Below are 17,013 nucleotides of genomic sequence, written 5' to 3'. Positions count from 1 at the left end.
GGCGCGGGATGGAGCAGCCTGGTAGCTCGTCGGGCTCATAACCCGAAGGTCGTCGGTTCAAATCCGGCTCCCGCAACCAACATCTGAAAAATAGCAATGTTTTTTAGATGCAGCGCGCATTCTATGTAATGCGCGTTTTGCGTTTTAAGCCTCGGCTTAATTTGGCTGTAAAGCCCGCAACCAAGTAAGGCCTTTGGCCACACAGTTTTGTTTTAGGTGTGACGCCCCGCTTGGTTCGGGGCGTTGTTGTATCTGAAACCTTACTTTTGGTAATACTTGGTACAACGCAACTAGTATAATTGGGGCTTAAGCCCTTTTTTTGTTTGTATGGAGGAAATTTGTGACAAAACTCGAACAAGATTTGACTGAAATGTTAGAGCCAGCTGTAGAAGCACTTGGCTTCGAATTATTAGGTCTAGAGTTTGTACAAGCCGGTCGTCATTCTACATTACGTGTATACATTGAAAATGAAGGTGGTGTTACCGTAGATAACTGTGCTGACGCAAGCAGACAAGTAAGTGCGATTCTTGACGTCGAAGACCCGATTACAAACGAATATGATTTGGAAGTGTCTTCTCCAGGCGTTGATAGGCCACTATTTAAGTTGGCTCATTATGAGATGGCACAAGGTGAAGAGGTACGTGTACGTACTAAACTTCCGCAAGATGGACGACGCAACTTTAAAGGCGATTTAATCGCAGTTAGCGCCGATATGATCACGTTAAAGATCGATGGTAACGAACATTTTATTATGCTCAGTAACATCGAGCGTGCAAACATCATCGCAAAATTTTAAATATTGAGTGCGAAGGACAAGGGCAAGCGAGGCATTACTTATGGCAAAAGAGATATTATTGGTGGCAGAAGCCGTTTCCAATGAGAAGGCAGTCCCAAAAGAAAAGATTTTTGAAGCGTTAGAGTTTGCTCTAGCGACTGCAACTAAGAAAAAACACGATGGTGATATTGAAGTACGTGTATCAATCGATCGCAAAACAGGTGAGTACGATACTTTCCGCCGTTGGATGGCTGTTGACCCTCAAGAAGATGGTTCACTAGAAAACCCGTATTCAGAAATCACGCTTGAAGCGGCACAGGTAGAAGAGCCTGAAACGCAACTTGGTGACTTTGTTGAAGAGCAAATTGAGTCAATTAAGTTTGACCGTATTACAACGCAAATGGCAAAACAGGTTATCGTACAGAAAGTACGTGAAGCTGAAAGAGCGCTAGTTGTTGAAGCATACAAAGATCAACAAGGTGAGCTAGTAACGGGTGTTGTTAAAAAAGCAACCCGTGACGCGATTGTTATTGATTTAGGTAATAATGCTGAAGCTGTTATTTACCGTGATGACATGTTACCACGCGAAAGCTTCCGCCCTGGTGACCGTGTTCGTGGTTTACTTTATGAAGTAAAACCTGAAGCACGTGGTGCACAATTATTTGTGACGCGTTCAAAGCCTGAAATGCTAATGGAGTTATTCCGCATTGAGGTGCCAGAAATTGGCGAAGAAATGATTGAAATTCGCGGCGCAGCACGAGACCCAGGTTCTCGCGCAAAAATCGCAGTTAAATCAAATGACAAGCGCATTGACCCTGTTGGTGCATGTGTTGGTATGCGTGGTGCACGTGTACAAGCGGTTTCTACTGAACTAGGTGGAGAGCGTGTTGATATCGTATTATACGATGATAACCCTGCACAGTTTGTTATTAACGCGATGGCGCCAGCGGAAGTCGCTTCTATCGTAATGGATGAAGATTCGCGTTCAATGGATATCGCTGTAGAATCAGATAACCTTGCACAGGCGATTGGTCGTAATGGTCAAAACATTCGTTTAGCTAGCCAGTTAACTGGGTGGGAACTAAACGTGATGACTGTTGAAGACATGGATGCTAAGAACTCAGAAGAGTCAGACAAGCTAGTTAACTTGTTTACACAGAACCTAGACATTGATGATGACTTCGCTGGTCTATTAATTAATGAAGGTTTCTCTACGCTTGAAGAAGTTGCGTATGTTCCTGTTGCTGAGTTCTTAGAAATTGACGGGCTTGATGAAGACACCGTTGAAGAGCTGCGTAATCGTGCAAAAGATGCGTTAACAACGAAAGCACTTAAAACAGAAGAAAGCCTTGAAGGTGCAGAGCCTGCTGAAGACCTGCTTGCACTAGAAGGGTTAGAGCGTCATTTGGCATTTGTTATGGCAAGCAAAGGTGTTGTAACACTTGAAGACTTAGCTGAGCAGGGAATTGACGAGCTAGTAGAAATTACAGAGTTATCAGAGCAAGATGCTGGGCAGTTAATCATGGCTGCACGTAACATTTGTTGGTTTGGTGAAGACGAATAATTTATTAACGGAGTAACACACACTATGGCAGAAGTAAGCATTGAAAAACTAGCCGAGACTATTGATACAACTGTTGATAAATTGCTGCAGCAATTAAACGATGCAGGGATCACCAAAGGCGAGACTGATAGTGTTACTGAATCTGAAAAGGCTCAGTTACTTGATCACCTAAGTAAGCAACACGGTGGTAAAGGTGCTGAAGGCCCTGAACGTATGACTTTACAACGTAAAAGCAAAAGCACATTAAATGTGAAAGGCTCTACGGGTAAAGACAAGGCCGTTCAGGTTGAAGTACGTAAAAAACGTACTTACGTGAAAAAGAGCACTATTGACCAAGAGAAAGAGCAAGAACGTCTAGCTGCAGAAGAAGCTAGCCGTAAAGAGGCTGAATTAAAAGCACAGCAAGTAGCTGAGCAAAAGGCCAAAGAAGATGCTGAGCGTAAAGCAAAAGAAGACGCTGAGCGTAAAGTTAAAGAAGAGGCAAAACGCAAAGCTGAAGCTGAGCGAAAAGCCAATCAACCGCAGGACAAGAAAGTGGATAGTGCGAAAGTTGAAAAAGACCGCCTAGAAGCGGAGCGTCTGCAAAAAGAAGCAGAAGAGGCAGCATTGATAAAAGCTGAAGAAGAAGCGAAGCGTCAAGCAGAAGTGGCGCGTAAACTAGCTGAAGAAAATGAAGCTCGTTGGAAAAAAGAAGAAGAGGAACGCCGTCGTCGCGAAGAAACGGCTGACCATCACCTGACTACATCAACTTATGCACGTGAAGCAGAAGATGAGTCAGATGCACGCGAAGAGAAAAGTGCGCGTCGCAAGAAAAAGAAAAAAGCACCTGCAAGAGCTGAGGCGCCTTCAAGAGGCCGTAAAGGTAAACTAAAAGCGCCTTCATCTTTACAGCACGGTTTCCAAAAGCCAGTTGCAGATGTGAAACAAGAAGTACGTATCAGTGAAACAATTGCTGTTGCTGAACTCGCTTCTCGTATGGCTGTAAAAGGCACTGAAGTCGTTAAAACGATGATGAAAATGGGTGACATGGTTACGATTAACCAAGTTATCGACCAAGAAACAGCACAACTAGTTGCTGAAGAAATGGGTCACAAAGTAGTTCTAGTAAAAGAAAATGAGCTAGAAGTACAAGTATTGAATGACCGTAGTGAAGTTGAGTCAACTGAATCACGTGCACCAGTAGTAACGGTAATGGGTCACGTTGACCACGGTAAAACGTCAACGCTTGATTACATTCGAAGTGCAAAAGTAGCGTCTGGCGAAGCCGGTGGTATTACACAGCACATTGGTGCATATCACGTTGAAACGGAAGGCGGCATGATCACCTTCTTAGATACTCCAGGACACGCAGCGTTTACGTCAATGCGTGCACGTGGTGCAAAAGCAACTGATATCGTTATCCTAGTTGTTGCCGCAGATGATGGTGTAATGCCTCAAACAAAAGAAGCTGTACAACACGCTAAAGCAGCGGGTGTACCTTTAATTGTTGCTGTGAACAAAATGGATAAAGAAGGCGCTGATCCAGATCGCGTTAAGAACGAACTAGCACAGCTAGACGTTATCCCAGAAGAGTGGGGCGGCGATACGCAATTTGCACACATCTCTGCAAAAGCGGGTACTGGTGTTGATGAGCTTCTAGAAGCGGTTCTAATGCAATCTGAGCTATTAGAGCTAACTGCACCAACACAAGGTATGGGTGCAGGTGTTGTTATTGAATCACGTCTTGATAAAGGCCGTGGTCCAGTTGCAACTGTACTTGTTCAATCTGGTCAGCTTAAGCAAGGCGATATCGTGCTTTGTGGTCTTGAGTATGGTCGTGTTCGTGCAATGCGTGACGAAAACGGTAAAGAAATCAAGACTGCTGGTCCTTCTATCCCGGTAGAAGTATTAGGTCTGTCTGGTGTACCTGCTGCGGGTGATGAAGCGACTGTTGTTAAAGACGAGCGTAAAGCACGTGAAGTTGCATTGTACCGTCAAGGTAAATTCCGTGATGTTAAACTGGCGCGTCAGCAAAAAGCGAAGCTAGAGAACATGTTCAGCAACATGACTGAAGGCAATGTGTCAGAAGTAAATGTTGTATTGAAAGCGGACGTTCAAGGTTCAATTCAGGCGATTGCAGATTCACTTGTTAAACTCTCTACAGATGAAGTTAAAGTGAAGATCGTTGGTAGTGGCGTAGGTGGTATCACAGAAACTGATGCAACACTTGCTGCAGCTTCAAATGCAATCATTGTTGGCTTTAACGTACGTGCTGATGCATCTGCGCGTAAAGTGGTTGACTCTGAAAACCTTGATTTACGTTACTACAGCGTTATCTACAGCTTGATTGAAGAAGTTAAGCAAGCGATGTCTGGTATGCTAGCACCTGAATTTAAGCAAGAGATCATTGGTCTTGCTGAAGTTCGTGATGTATTCAAGTCTCCTAAAATCGGCGCAATCGCGGGTTGTATGGTTACAGAAGGCATCGTTAAGCGTAGCGCGCCAATCCGTGTACTTCGTGAAAACGTGGTTATCTACGAAGGTGAACTTGAGTCACTTCGTCGCTTTAAAGACGACGTACAAGAAGTGCGTAACGGCATGGAATGTGGTATCGGTGTTAAGAACTACAACGATGTTAAAGTTGGCGACCAAATCGAAGTATTCGAGACGGTTGAAGTTCAACGTACATTGTAAACCATTGCTATAATAATGGTTGAAATGGGGGCACTAGCCCCCATTTGTTCGTTTAAAACTAATTAAACTTATTATTGTTTTTCAATAAGTTAAAATTTATAAGTGGTGAAGATGAGAGAATTTTCTCGCACAGATAGAGTTGGCCAGCAAATCCAAAAAGAGATTGCTGTGATATTACAACGCGAAATTAAAGACCCACGCTTAGGCATGGTGACGGTTTCCGCGGTTGAAGTATCAAGAGACTTATCTTACGCAAAAATCTTTATTACGGTATTGAATACCAGTGATGAAGATAAGACTAAGCAAAGTGTTGCCATCTTAAATGATGCAACGGGCTATATTCGTTCTATTCTAGGTAAGCGTATTCGTGCGCGTATCATGCCAGAACTACGTTTTGTGGTAGACAACTCGTTACTTGAAGGTATGCGTATTTCAAATCTCGTTGATTCAGTTATTCGTGATGATAACGAAAAGCGTGGACCTGAGTCATCGGAGGATGAGCAAGAGTAATGGCAAGACGTTCAAAAGGTCGTCCGGTTGATGGCATCGTGCTTTTGCACAAACCTGAAGGGATCTCTTCGAATAAAGCGTTGCAACAAGCGAAAGGTATTTACTTTGCGCAAAAAGCAGGTCATACCGGTGCATTAGATCCACTGGCAACAGGCATGCTACCCATTTGTTTTGGTGAAGCGACCAAGTTCACACAGTTTTTATTAGATACTGATAAAACCTATGTTGTGCGTGCCAAGTTAGGCGAACGCACAACCACCTCTGATTCTGACGGTGAAGTTGTTGAGACGCGCCCTGTAGATATCACGCTGGATGGTTTACAAAAAGAAATCACAGGTTTCTTGGGTGAAACTGATCAATATCCTTCAATGTACTCAGCATTAAAATATCAAGGTCAGCCTTTATATAAATATGCCAGAGAGGGCATTGAAGTTCCGCGCAAATGTCGAAAAATAAATGTATATAGCCTAACGCTTGATGAGTATGACGCTGAGAATGAAGAAATTCAGATGACAGCGCATGTATCTAAAGGCACCTATATTCGTACTATCGTGGATGATTTAGGTGAAAAGCTAGGGTGTGGTGCGCATGTCATTATGTTGCATCGTTCGAAAGTGGGCCATTATCCAAGTGAGCAAATGGTTACCATCGAACAGCTAGAAGCAAAGCTACAACAGGCAAAAGTAGAAGGGGTAGAGCCTTCAACATACCTAGATGAATTACTGTTGCCGATGGACACTGCTTTAGTCGATTTACCCGTAGTGGAGATCTCGGCGGAGCAAGGTGTGGCATTTAGCCATGGTCAGGTCGTAGTGTGCGGCACGGTACCCGAGGGTATTATTAAAGTGGTTGCAGATGGGCAGTTTATTGGCATTGGGGAACGTAACCCTGATGGCCATTTAAAAGCCAAACGCGCACTGGCAACTAACCAATAGTTTTTTCTAGTCTCACGCGGCGAATATTGCTATACTGCGCGCCGCTTACTCGCTTTTGCTGAATTAGTGATCGGCTTAAGCACAATTTAAATTAATTTTGGAGTTATTATGTCACTAAGTACTCAAGAAAAAGTAGAAATCGTTGCTAAATTTGCACGTGTTGAAGGCGACACTGGTTCACCTGAAGTACAAGTAGCACTTCTTACTTTCGACATCAACAAGCTACAAGGTCACTTCGCTGATCATAAGCATGATTTCCACTCACGTCGTGGTCTTCTTCGCAAAGTTAGCCAACGTCGTAAATTACTTGATTACCTTAAAGGTAAAAACGTTGAGCGTTACTCAGCGCTAATCAAAGAGCTTGGCCTACGTCGCTAATCTTTTGATTGATTGTTGGCTTTTTTAGCTAACATTAAAAAAGGGGCTTTCAAGCCCCTTTTTTTGTGGGTGTTCTCCACGTATACTAACACCCGCTTAGCATTGGGCTAAGTCAGCGCCAGCGCTTTTGCCAATTGTAGTGCTTAAATAGATTGTTTAGTCTATTTAAGACTGTAATTGGTACTAGTTGGCGTCTATATTTTGTTTTATTTAAGGAAATATTTGTGCAAGCAATTATTAAAGAATTTCAACTAGGCCAACACACGGTCACAATCGAAACTGGCGCGATTGCTCGTCAAGCAGATGGTGCAGTACTAGCAAGCATCGGCGATACTTCAGTACTTGTTACTGTTGTAGGTAAGCGTGACGCACAACCGGGTCAAGACTTCTTCCCACTAACAGTTAACTACCAAGAGCGTATGTACGCTGCGGGTCGTATCCCAGGTGGTTTCTTGAAGCGTGAAGGTCGTCCAAATGATGGCGAGACACTGATTGCACGCCTTATTGACCGTCCAATTCGTCCTCTTTTCCCGAATGGCTTTGTAAACGAAGTACAAGTTATTGCTACGGTTGTGTCTGTTAACCCTGAAATCCAACCTGATATGGTTGCGATGATCGGTACTTCAGCCGCTCTTGCTATTTCTGGTATTCCATTCAGTGGCCCAATTGGTGCTGCACGTGTTGGTTATATCGATGACCAGTATGTACTAAACCCAACTTTAAAAGAGCTTGAAGAAAGTAAGCTTGATCTTGTTGTTGCAGGTACTGAAAACGCGGTACTTATGGTTGAGTCTGAAGCAGACGTATTACCAGAAGACGTAATGCTTGGTGCAGTTGTGTATGGTCATGAGCAATCTCAAGCGATCATCACTGCTATCAATGAATTTAAAGCTGAAGCAGGTAAGCCTACTTGGGATTGGACTGCACCAGAGAAAAACGTTGCAGCGTCAGACAAAGTTGCAGCACTAGCAGCTGATAAAGTAGGCGCAGCTTACTTGATCACAGACAAAGTAGAGCGTAAAACAGCGCTAACTGCAGCAAAAGAAGGTGTGGTTGAAGCACTTACTGCTGAACTAGCTGAAGGCGAAACGTTAGATACGCAAGAAGTTGGTAAATTATTTGGTGCATTAGAGAAGAACATCGTACGTAGCCGTATCATTGCTGGCGAGAAGCGTATTGATGGTCGTGAACCAGATATGGTTCGTGCACTTGACGTAATGACAGGTGTGTTACCACGTACTCACGGCTCTGCTATTTTCACTCGTGGTGAAACTCAGGCGCTAGTTACAGCTACTTTAGGTACGGAACGTGATTCACAGTTAATCGACGATTTAACTGGTACACATAAAAACCACTTCATGCTTAACTATAACTTCCCTCCATTCTGTGTAGGCGAAACTGGTTTTGTTGGTTCTCCTAAGCGTCGTGAAATCGGCCACGGTAACCTTGCAAAGCGTGGTATTCAAGCTGTAATGCCAACATTGACAGACTTCCCATACTCTATCCGTGTGGTATCTGAAATCACAGAATCAAATGGTTCTTCTTCAATGGCTTCTGTATGTGGTACGTCACTTGCGCTAATGAATGCTGGTGTACCAATCAAAGCATCTGTTGCGGGTATCGCGATGGGTCTAGTTAAAGAAGAAGAAAACTTTGTTGTTCTTTCTGACATTTTAGGTGACGAAGATCACTTAGGTGACATGGACTTTAAAGTAGCTGGTACTGAAGCGGGTATTACTGCATTGCAGATGGATATCAAGATTGAAGGTATCAACAAAGAAATCATGCAAATTGCACTTAAACAAGCTAAAGCAGCACGTTTACACATTCTATCAGTGATGGATGAAGCAATTGCAGCACCTTCAGAAGAGCTTTCTGAATTTGCACCTCGTATATATACAATGAATATCCCACCGAAGAAGATTGCTGAAGTAATTGGTAAAGGTGGCGCTACAATTCGTCAGTTAACTGAAGAAACGGGCACAACGATTGAAATTGAAGACGATGGTACGATCAAAATTGCAGCAACAGACGGCCTAAGTGCGAAAGATGCTATCTCTCGTATTGAAGCGCTTACTGCTGAACTAGAAGTTGGCACTATCTACAATGGTAAAGTTGTACGTATCGTTGACTTCGGTGCGTTTGTAAACGTATTACCAGGTAAAGATGGCCTAGTTCATATTTCACAGATCAGCCCTGAGCGTGTTAACAGCGTAGGCGACCACCTAACTGTTGGTCAGGAAGTGAAAGTTAAAGTACTAGAAGTAGACCGCCAAGGTCGCGTACGTCTGAGCATTAAAGAAGCGTTAGAGCAATCAGCTACGCCAGCGCCAGAAGCGCCTGCTGAGTAATTTTGTGTAAATAAGTTATTTACTATGTAAAAGGGGGCTGATTGGCCCCCTTTTTTATGCTTTAATGCAAGTTCATTGAATTTAGAGTTAGGCTGACCAAAGGAAGGATATGAATTTAAAATCCATCATCGTTTTACCCCTGGTACTCGTTGGATTAATGGGTTGTCAATCTACCGAGCAACCAGTTGAACAACGTGTTGTAAATGTACCTTTGAGTGTTCCTTTACAAGCTAATTTTCGTAATGAGATTGCCATTGCGCGCTATTCTGAATTATTACTGGGTGTTGATTTACCCAAAGAGCAACGTGCGCAGCTTTATTATAACCGCGGTATGCTTTACGACAGCTTAGGCTTAAGCACTTTGGCGAGAATTGACTTTAATCGCGCGATTAAAATGAAGCCAGATTTGGCTGAGGTTTACAATTTTTTAGGTATTCACCATACATTGCTGCAAGAATTTGGCAAAGCCTATGAAATGTTTGACACTGTGCTAGAGATTGACGAACAGCATGAATATGCGTATTTAAATCGCGGTATTGCGTTGTATTATGGCGATCGCTCTGAACTAGCAACTGATGATTTAACATCATTTTTAGAACGCTCTCCGCAAGATGCATATCGCGCAATGTGGTTATATTTAGCGCAATCTAAATTAGATCCTATTGCTGCAAAAGCGACCCTCAAAGCTAACCAGCAAGCAATAAATAGTGAAGAATGGTCTTCACAGTTAGTTGCGCTATATTTGGGGGAGTTGTCTGAAGGGCAATTTCTAAAGCAGCTTTCTACTGGCGTAAAGGATCAAAAAGAGTATTCAGAGCGCTTGTGTGAAGCGTATTTTTATCTTGCAAAATTGTACCAAAGTGAAGGTAAGGCTGATGTAGCCGTTGATTTTTTCAAATTAACCTTAGCAACTAACGTGTTTGAGTTTGTAGAACATAAATATGCACGTTTAGAGTTAGATTTGTTAGCCCGTGAAAACGCAGGCTAAGTACAGTTTAATCGTTATAAGCTGTTTGTTTTTGATGGCCCAAAGTGGCCATCACCCCCTTCTTTTAAGTTCACACAGTCAAGCCGCTTTCTTAGCGCTGCATCCACATTCATTTTATCAAGCACAATCACGTGTTGTGTTACATGCACTGCCAGATGCAACCATTCGCTCTTTATCAAAACTAGAGCAGCCCGAGATTGCTTTTGAATGGGCAGTTCGGCTTGCTGGGCAAGGTTTATATGCACGAAGTAGGGTTTATTGGCAGCGTTATTTAAACCATGCGTCACAGTCTCAGGTGACGCGCTTAGTTGCACTGTTAAAAGTAGCCCAAGATATTGACGCAATTTCGCAGATTGCGTTAAAGCGACCTTTGCCGATGCATTATTTAGACTGGCTAGCTTTGCATCGAGGTGTGCTGCCGAGTGCATTTAATAGCGAACGTTTAGCCGCGCATAATATGTTATCTCCGCTAGATAGTGTGACCTTTGCGAGAGAGTGTATTAATCGAGTGGTCGTTTTGACGGACCATTTAGCGGCTGTTAGCAAATTAAAAGAGTTTATAATTCGATATGCAAGTGCCCCAGAGCCAAGTGTTTGGAGCTATTGTTTTAGTGAACCGATATACATTGGTGATACTATGCAGTGCACGCCGGATAATTCGCAGTTTGCCTACTGCGATGTGGCAGCACTTAAGCGAGCCTATCCAGAATTACTAGCTCAAGGCGATAAAGCGGTGATGATGACGCGTCAAGGTAACGCAAATGTGCGCGGTGATATGATGACGTTAAATACACAAAGCGAATATGCGGTATTCATGCATGAACTGATGCATTTTAGTGGCTTTGAAGATGAATACTCGGTACCCGAACAAAAAGCCAAATGGTTATGCCAGCGTGCAGGGCGTCATGCACCTAACTTGTATGTAGGTGAGCTAAACGATGCACCCAAGGGGTGGGTGAAAAGTAATACGTGCAACTATGGTGCTTTACAAGCTTACAAACCTAGCGAGGGTTGGAGCATTATGGAGTATCAAACGAGGCCACTTACAGAACAGTATCGGCGGTTATGGCAACAGGCCATTAACGCACAGCACGCAAAGCGTTGGGCGAAAAAGTAAGACCCACGATTTGGCCGAGTAATTCTAGTTAGCACACATTTCTCATAAGATATGAAATATATCTGAATTGTTTGTTAATCTTGTCTAAAATAGAACCAGCTAGAACCTGAAACTATAGACAACTCAAACACTAATACAGTATAACTATGGTTAGTTTTGTGTGGTGAAAGTGGCGGTTGTTTTCTTTCACGCACCACACGAAGCAGCGCACTAAATATGGTGTATGGTCGTACTTGGACGACGCAATAATAAAAGGTTTACTCTATGACTTTGCTTTGGATACCCTTGCTATCCTTATTCGGCAGTATTATTTCTTCATTAACGGGTAAATTAACACGTAATCAATCGACTGGGTTGACCTTGTTAATGCCAGTTATTGCACTTGCGATGACAGTGAATTTAGCCCCAGCGGTCTTTGCCGGGGAGGTGATCCGTTATAGTGCTGAATGGGTGCCCCTCTTAGGCCTGAATTTATCATTTAGGTTAGATGGGTTGGCGCTTTTATTCGTCTTTATGATTTTGGGTATCGGGATCTTAGTGATTTTCTACACCCGTTATTATTTAAGCTCTAAAGATTCAATGCCTAAGTTGTTTGCTTATTTGATGCTATTTATGACCGCAATGCTCGGTATTGTGATGTCAAATAATGTCTTGCAGCTATGGCTATTCTGGGAATTAACCAGTATTAGCTCATTTTTATTGATCAGCTATTGGTGGCATAAATCAGAAGCCCGTAAAGGCGCACGTATGGCCTTGACCATCACAGGTGGTGGTGGTTTAGCATTACTAGCAGGTTTATTGCTATTAGGTGATATTGTTGGCAGCTATGATTTAGATACGATATTGGCAAGCCGAGAGATTATTCAAGCACACGCGCTGTATGAAATCACGCTTATTTTGGTCCTATTAGGTGCTTTTACTAAGTCAGCACAGTTCCCATTTCATTTTTGGTTGCCACACGCGATGGCAGCACCAACACCTGTAAGTGCTTACTTACACTCAGCCACAATGGTAAAAGCGGGTATTTTTCTGCTAGCAAGGTTTTACCCAGCACTGGCAGGCACTGAATTATGGTTTATTTTAGTTGGCTTAACAGGTCTTGCGACATTGCTGTTTGCAGCATACGTAGCACTGTTTAAACATGACTTAAAAGGGCTGCTAGCTTATTCAACAATTAGCCACCTAGGGTTAATTACCTTGCTCTTTGGTTTAGATACAGAGCTTGCAACTGTGGCGGCTATTTTCCATATTATTAACCATGCAACCTTTAAAGCGTCGTTGTTTATGGCGACCGGTATTATCGACCATGAAACGGGCACGCGAGATATGCGCAAGCTCAATGGTATGTGGCGATTTATGCCCTACACAGCCACCCTTGCGATGGTTGCGGCAGCCGCGATGGCAGGTGTACCGCTCTTGAATGGTTTCTTATCTAAAGAAATGTTCTTTGCTGAAACACTCCATCAGCAGTTATTAGGGTCTATGTCTTGGTTAGTGCCAGTATTGGCGACCGTTGCTGCAGCATTCTCAGTTGCTTACTCTGCACGATTTATTCACGATGTATTCTTCAATGGTGAGCCGGTAGGGTTACCGAAAGAGCCCAGCGAGCCGCCGCGTTATATGCGTATTCCTATTGAAGTACTTGTGGCCTTATGTTTGGTTGTGGGTATGTTCCCGCATTTTGTTGTAGATGGAATTTTACAAGCTGCATCGACAGCGGTACTTGGCGGATATGTCCCTGAGTTTAAAATTGCCATTTGGCATGGGTTTAATTTACCGCTGCTGATGAGTGCGATTGCAGTATGTGGTGGTTTGCTAATTTATACTCAGCGTAAATATTTGTTCCAATTTCAAGCGTCACTCCCGCCGCTTAATGCTAAAAAAGCATTTGATGGTAGCGTATATGTGATGATTAAGTGGTGTCAGCGTAAGATCAGTGCCATCGAAAATGGCTCGTTACAGCGTTATTTAATGTTGATGTTGGTCGTGGTGCTTATTAGTGCTGGTTGGCCGTTGTTTGAAATGAGTCAGTTGGTCGGAGGTAAACAACCTACGCCAGTTGATATTCATAATGGCATTGGTGCCGCACTATTGATGATTGGTGCAATCGGTACGGTAATATGGCATCGCTCACGTATGGTGTCGCTGCTCATGATTTCAGTCGTTGGCTTGATGGTCTCGGTGGCATTTACACGCTTCTCAGCGCCGGATCTCGCATTGACACAGCTTACGGTAGAAGTAGTCACCATTATACTCTTAATGTTGGCATTGTTCTTTTTACCACAGCGTTCGCCAAAAGAATCAAGCTCAATACGCGTATTACGTGACCTCGGTATTGCCTCTGCCATCGGTGTGGTAGTGGGCAGTATTTGTTATGCGCTGATCACACGACCACTTGAGTCTATCTCAGATTTCTTCCTAGCGAATGCCAAAACGGGCGGCGGCGGGACTAATGTCGTGAATGTTATCTTGGTCGACTTCCGTGGTTTTGATACCTTAGGTGAAATTTGTGTGCTGGGTATTGCTGCATTGGGGATTTATAAGCTGCTAGTTAACTTGCCACTATTTATGCCAGGCAGTGACAGTGAAGGCCGCCCTTGGGCGAAAGAGCGTTATCCATTATTGCTTGCCAGTATTTCACAATCGCTATTACCTTTGGCGTTGTTAGTGTCATTTTATATTTTCCTGCGAGGCCATAACTTACCTGGCGGTGGGTTTATTGCCGGTTTAGTAACCGCGATTGCATTTATATTGCAGTACATTGCCCATGGGTCGAATTGGATAGCAGAGCGCTTGACGATTAACTACCGCAAAATTATTGCCTCAGGTATCGCCATCGCACTATTCACGGGGGTAGGAAGCTGGGCCTTTGGTCGTCCATTTATGACCACGTGGTTTGAATATTTTGATATTCCACTGATTGGTGAAATTGAGCTTGCGAGTGCATTGGTGTTTGACTTAGGGGTTTATATTACCGTAGTTGGTGCCACGTTAATGATCCTTGCAAGTTTAGGTAAGTTGACTGCAAGTGCACATAAAGATGAGGTGAAAGTCTAATGGAATTATTATATGCATCTTGCGTGGGTTTATTGGTTGCGTGCGGCGTGTTTTTGATTTTGCGCTCACGCACATTCCCCGTAGTTTTGGGTTTAACTATGCTGTCGTATGCGGTGAATTTATTTCTATTTTCATCAGGCAGACTGAGCTTAAATCAAGCTGCAGTATTAGGCTATAGCACAGATTATGCTGATCCATTGCCTCAAGCATTGGTTTTAACCGCAATTGTAATTGGTTTTGCGATGACCGCATTTGTCGTTATTTTAGCGATCCGTGGCCGAGCAGATTTAGGAAATGACCATGTTAATGGTCAGGTTCCTGATAAAGATAAAAAGGGCAAAGCATGATCCAGCATTTGACATCTTTACCTGTTTTACTGCCGATGTTGGCAGGAGTTATTTTACTGATGCCACCTTGTGGTAAAAATGTGGCTATACGTCGTATCGCTTCGGTTGTGTTGGGCTTGATCACATCATGTGTATCAATAGCACTATTATTACAAGTTCAACAGCACGGAACAGCGGTATACGCCATCGGTGATTGGTCCGCGCCTTTCGGCATCGTGTTAGTGGCTGATCCACTCTCTACCTTATTGGTGTCTTTGACCAGTATATTATGTACCGTCTGTGCGCTCTATGCATGTGCCGGAGATGATGAAAAAGGAAGCTTTTTTCATCCACTACTTCATTTTTTATTACTGGGTGTAAACGGTGCATTTTTGACGGGAGATGCGTTTAATTTATTCGTATTTTTTGAAGTGCTCCTTATCGCATCATACTCATTGTTGATGCATGGTGGTGATAAGCGTAATACGCGTGCTGCGCTTCAGTATGTGATTATGAACTTGGTTGGCTCTGCAATTTTCTTAATCGCTTTGGGTGTGCTGTATGGTGTACTCGGTACGTTGAATATGGCTGATATGGCACAAAAAGTGACCTTCTTAGAAGGTGATGATGTGTACCTTGCTAAGATTGGTGGCTTATTATTACTGGTCGTATTTGCACTTAAAGGCGCACTTTTACCCTTACACCTGTGGTTACCCAATACTTACGCAACGGCGATGCCTGTTGTGGCAGCCATGTTTGCGATTATGACTAAAGTGGGCGTGTATTCGATGATGCGTGTTTACACGCTAATTTTTGGTGATGAAGCGGGCGAGCTGAGTCATATGGCACAAAGCTGGCTTTGGTGGCTGGCATTGGCAACCATTGTTATGGGTGCTATTGGCGTATTAGCTAGCCAAGATTTACGTAAGTTAGTCGCCAATCTGGTGATTGTATCTGTGGGGACGTTAGTGGCTTTAGTTGCGGTGCAAACCGTCGAAGCCAGCGCCGCAGCAATCTATTACTTAGTGCACTCAACCATGGTCACAGCCGCATTATTTATACTTGCTGACCTCATAGGTAGGCAACGCGGTAAAGTCGCAGATAGGATCACCGTAGGTCGTCCCGTAACTCAGCCTATATTACTCGGCTTTGGATTTGTGATTGCCGCCGTTGCTGCCATAGGTATGCCGCCATTGTCGGGCTTTATCGCTAAGATCTGGTTACTAAAAGCCACTTTCAACAGCGAATATGGCATTGTATTTTGGCCGTTATATTTATTAGCTAGCTTAGCGCTATTAGTGGGTATTTCAAAAGCGGGTAGTACTGTATTTTGGCATCATAAAGGCAACACCAATGATAGTCATGAACAAGAGCGCGTTCATCCAGCTCAATTGGCTGCATTAATCGTGTTACTTTCCAGTGCGCCTCTAATGGCAATATTTGCCGGTCAAGCAAGTGAATACGCTTTAAATGCGGCAACGGTGTTGCATGATTTCAGAGGCACCATATCGGCTATTTTAGAGGGAGGTCAGTAAATGCGTTTAGAAGCACGGTTTAGTTGGCTACCAACGCCATTTCGTAGTTTGCTGCTATTTGTAGTGTGGTTATTGTTGAATAACACATTATCCTTGGGGCATATTATTTTAGGGGCGGTATTGGCAATATTAATTCCACTGGCAACGTACCCATTTCGTACTAAACAGCCGTTGATCATGAAGCCTGGATTGGCGCTACGCCATTTACTATTGGTTCTGTATGATATTATTACCGCAAATGTACAGGTGGCTATTTTGATCCTAGGGCCAACCAAAAAGTTAAACCCTGGGTTTGTTAAAGTCCCCTTAGATTTAACACACAGTATGCCAATAACGATTTTAGCGAGTACGGTGTCTTTAACGCCTGGTACTGTCAGTGCAGAAGTTTACCCTTGGTTAGAGTCTCTGCCAGAAGGGGAAGATCCAAGTCAACGTTATTTACTGATCCATGTGTTGAACTTACAAGACGAAGACGCGTTGATCAAAACAATAAAGCAGCGCTACGAAGCACCGCTAAAGGAGATCTTTGAATGCTAGAAACTGTTATTTTAATTGTTTTCGCTATGATAGGGATCTCGTTATTGCTTAACTTATGGCGCTTAGTGGTTGGTCCTTCAGTACCCGATAGGATCTTGGCGTTAGATACCATGTATATTAATAGCATTGCGCTGATCATTTTATATGGTATGAGCATGGGCACGGCGTTGTACTTTGAGGCAGCGCTACTTATTGCGATGTTAGGTTTTGTTAGCACGGTTGCAGTATGTAAATACTTACTGCGCGGTGATATTATAGAATAGAGGC

Annotated in this window: 14 protein-coding genes and 1 tRNA gene; all 15 read left to right on the top strand. The window is 43.4% G+C overall.

Features of this window, described 5'->3' with window-relative positions:
• The first annotated feature begins 2 nt into the window (after window positions 1–2).
• The 15 genes from PCIT_RS07180 (at window position 3) to PCIT_RS07110 (ending at window position 17,009) form a co-directional block, all read left to right on the top strand.
• A tRNA-Met gene (locus PCIT_RS07180) sits at window positions 3–79 on the top strand.
• A 261-nt stretch (window positions 80–340) separates the two neighbouring features.
• Window positions 341–796, top strand: coding sequence for a ribosome maturation factor RimP (gene rimP, locus PCIT_RS07175; protein WP_010365889.1), 456 nt, complete (start codon window positions 341–343; stop codon window positions 794–796).
• Between the two features lie 40 nt (window positions 797–836).
• Window positions 837–2,339 (top strand): transcription termination factor NusA, encoded by a 1,503-nt coding sequence (gene nusA, locus PCIT_RS07170; protein ID WP_010365891.1) that lies wholly within the window; start codon window positions 837–839, stop codon window positions 2,337–2,339.
• Between the two features lie 24 nt (window positions 2,340–2,363).
• Window positions 2,364–5,012 carry a translation initiation factor IF-2 gene (gene infB / locus PCIT_RS07165; RefSeq protein ID WP_010365893.1) on the top strand — a complete coding sequence of 883 codons (2,649 nt, stop codon included), beginning with the start codon at window positions 2,364–2,366 and terminating at the stop codon, window positions 5,010–5,012.
• A gap of 111 nt (window positions 5,013–5,123) precedes the next feature.
• Window positions 5,124–5,522 (top strand): 30S ribosome-binding factor RbfA, encoded by a 399-nt coding sequence (gene rbfA, locus PCIT_RS07160; RefSeq protein ID WP_010365895.1) that lies wholly within the window; start codon window positions 5,124–5,126, stop codon window positions 5,520–5,522.
• Window positions 5,522–6,457: a tRNA pseudouridine(55) synthase TruB gene (gene truB / locus PCIT_RS07155; protein ID WP_010365896.1), complete on the top strand. Its 936-nt coding sequence runs from the start codon at window positions 5,522–5,524 to the stop codon at window positions 6,455–6,457. The genes rbfA and truB overlap by 1 nt, the downstream gene beginning before the upstream one ends.
• Window positions 6,458–6,565: 108 nt before the next feature.
• Window positions 6,566–6,835: a 30S ribosomal protein S15 gene (gene rpsO, locus PCIT_RS07150; protein WP_010365898.1), complete on the top strand. Its 270-nt coding sequence runs from the start codon at window positions 6,566–6,568 to the stop codon at window positions 6,833–6,835.
• A 224-nt stretch (window positions 6,836–7,059) separates the two neighbouring features.
• Window positions 7,060–9,186: a polyribonucleotide nucleotidyltransferase gene (pnp, locus tag PCIT_RS07145; protein WP_010365900.1), complete on the top strand. Its 2,127-nt coding sequence runs from the start codon at window positions 7,060–7,062 to the stop codon at window positions 9,184–9,186.
• 109 nt (window positions 9,187–9,295) lie between these two features.
• Window positions 9,296–10,174 (top strand): lipoprotein NlpI, encoded by an 879-nt coding sequence (nlpI, locus tag PCIT_RS07140; RefSeq protein WP_010365902.1) that lies wholly within the window; start codon window positions 9,296–9,298, stop codon window positions 10,172–10,174.
• Between the two features lie 31 nt (window positions 10,175–10,205).
• The gene (locus PCIT_RS07135) at window positions 10,206–11,291 is read left to right on the top strand and encodes a hypothetical protein (protein ID WP_157592756.1); all 1,086 of its coding nucleotides are present in this window, start codon (window positions 10,206–10,208) and stop codon (window positions 11,289–11,291) included.
• A gap of 264 nt (window positions 11,292–11,555) precedes the next feature.
• Window positions 11,556–14,348 (top strand): monovalent cation/H+ antiporter subunit A, encoded by a 2,793-nt coding sequence (locus tag PCIT_RS07130; RefSeq protein WP_010365907.1) that lies wholly within the window; start codon window positions 11,556–11,558, stop codon window positions 14,346–14,348.
• On the top strand, window positions 14,348–14,695 hold the full coding sequence (locus PCIT_RS07125; protein WP_010365909.1) for a Na+/H+ antiporter subunit C: 348 nt from the start codon (window positions 14,348–14,350) through the stop codon (window positions 14,693–14,695). The genes PCIT_RS07130 and PCIT_RS07125 overlap by 1 nt, the downstream gene beginning before the upstream one ends.
• Window positions 14,692–16,209: a monovalent cation/H+ antiporter subunit D gene (locus PCIT_RS07120; protein WP_010365911.1), complete on the top strand. Its 1,518-nt coding sequence runs from the start codon at window positions 14,692–14,694 to the stop codon at window positions 16,207–16,209. The genes PCIT_RS07125 and PCIT_RS07120 overlap by 4 nt, the downstream gene beginning before the upstream one ends.
• Window positions 16,210–16,746 carry a Na+/H+ antiporter subunit E gene (locus PCIT_RS07115; RefSeq protein WP_010365912.1) on the top strand — a complete coding sequence of 179 codons (537 nt, stop codon included), beginning with the start codon at window positions 16,210–16,212 and terminating at the stop codon, window positions 16,744–16,746.
• Window positions 16,740–17,009, top strand: a complete 270-nt coding sequence (locus PCIT_RS07110; RefSeq protein WP_010365913.1) for a K+/H+ antiporter subunit F — start codon at window positions 16,740–16,742, stop codon at window positions 17,007–17,009. The genes PCIT_RS07115 and PCIT_RS07110 overlap by 7 nt, the downstream gene beginning before the upstream one ends.
• The last annotated feature ends 4 nt before the right edge of the window (window positions 17,010–17,013 follow it).

It is taken from the genome of Pseudoalteromonas citrea (assembly GCF_000238375.3).
Lineage (GTDB): Bacteria > Pseudomonadota > Gammaproteobacteria > Enterobacterales > Alteromonadaceae > Pseudoalteromonas > Pseudoalteromonas citrea.
Note: the sequence above shows the minus strand (reverse complement) of the source record. Positions and strands in the feature narration are given on the sequence as shown.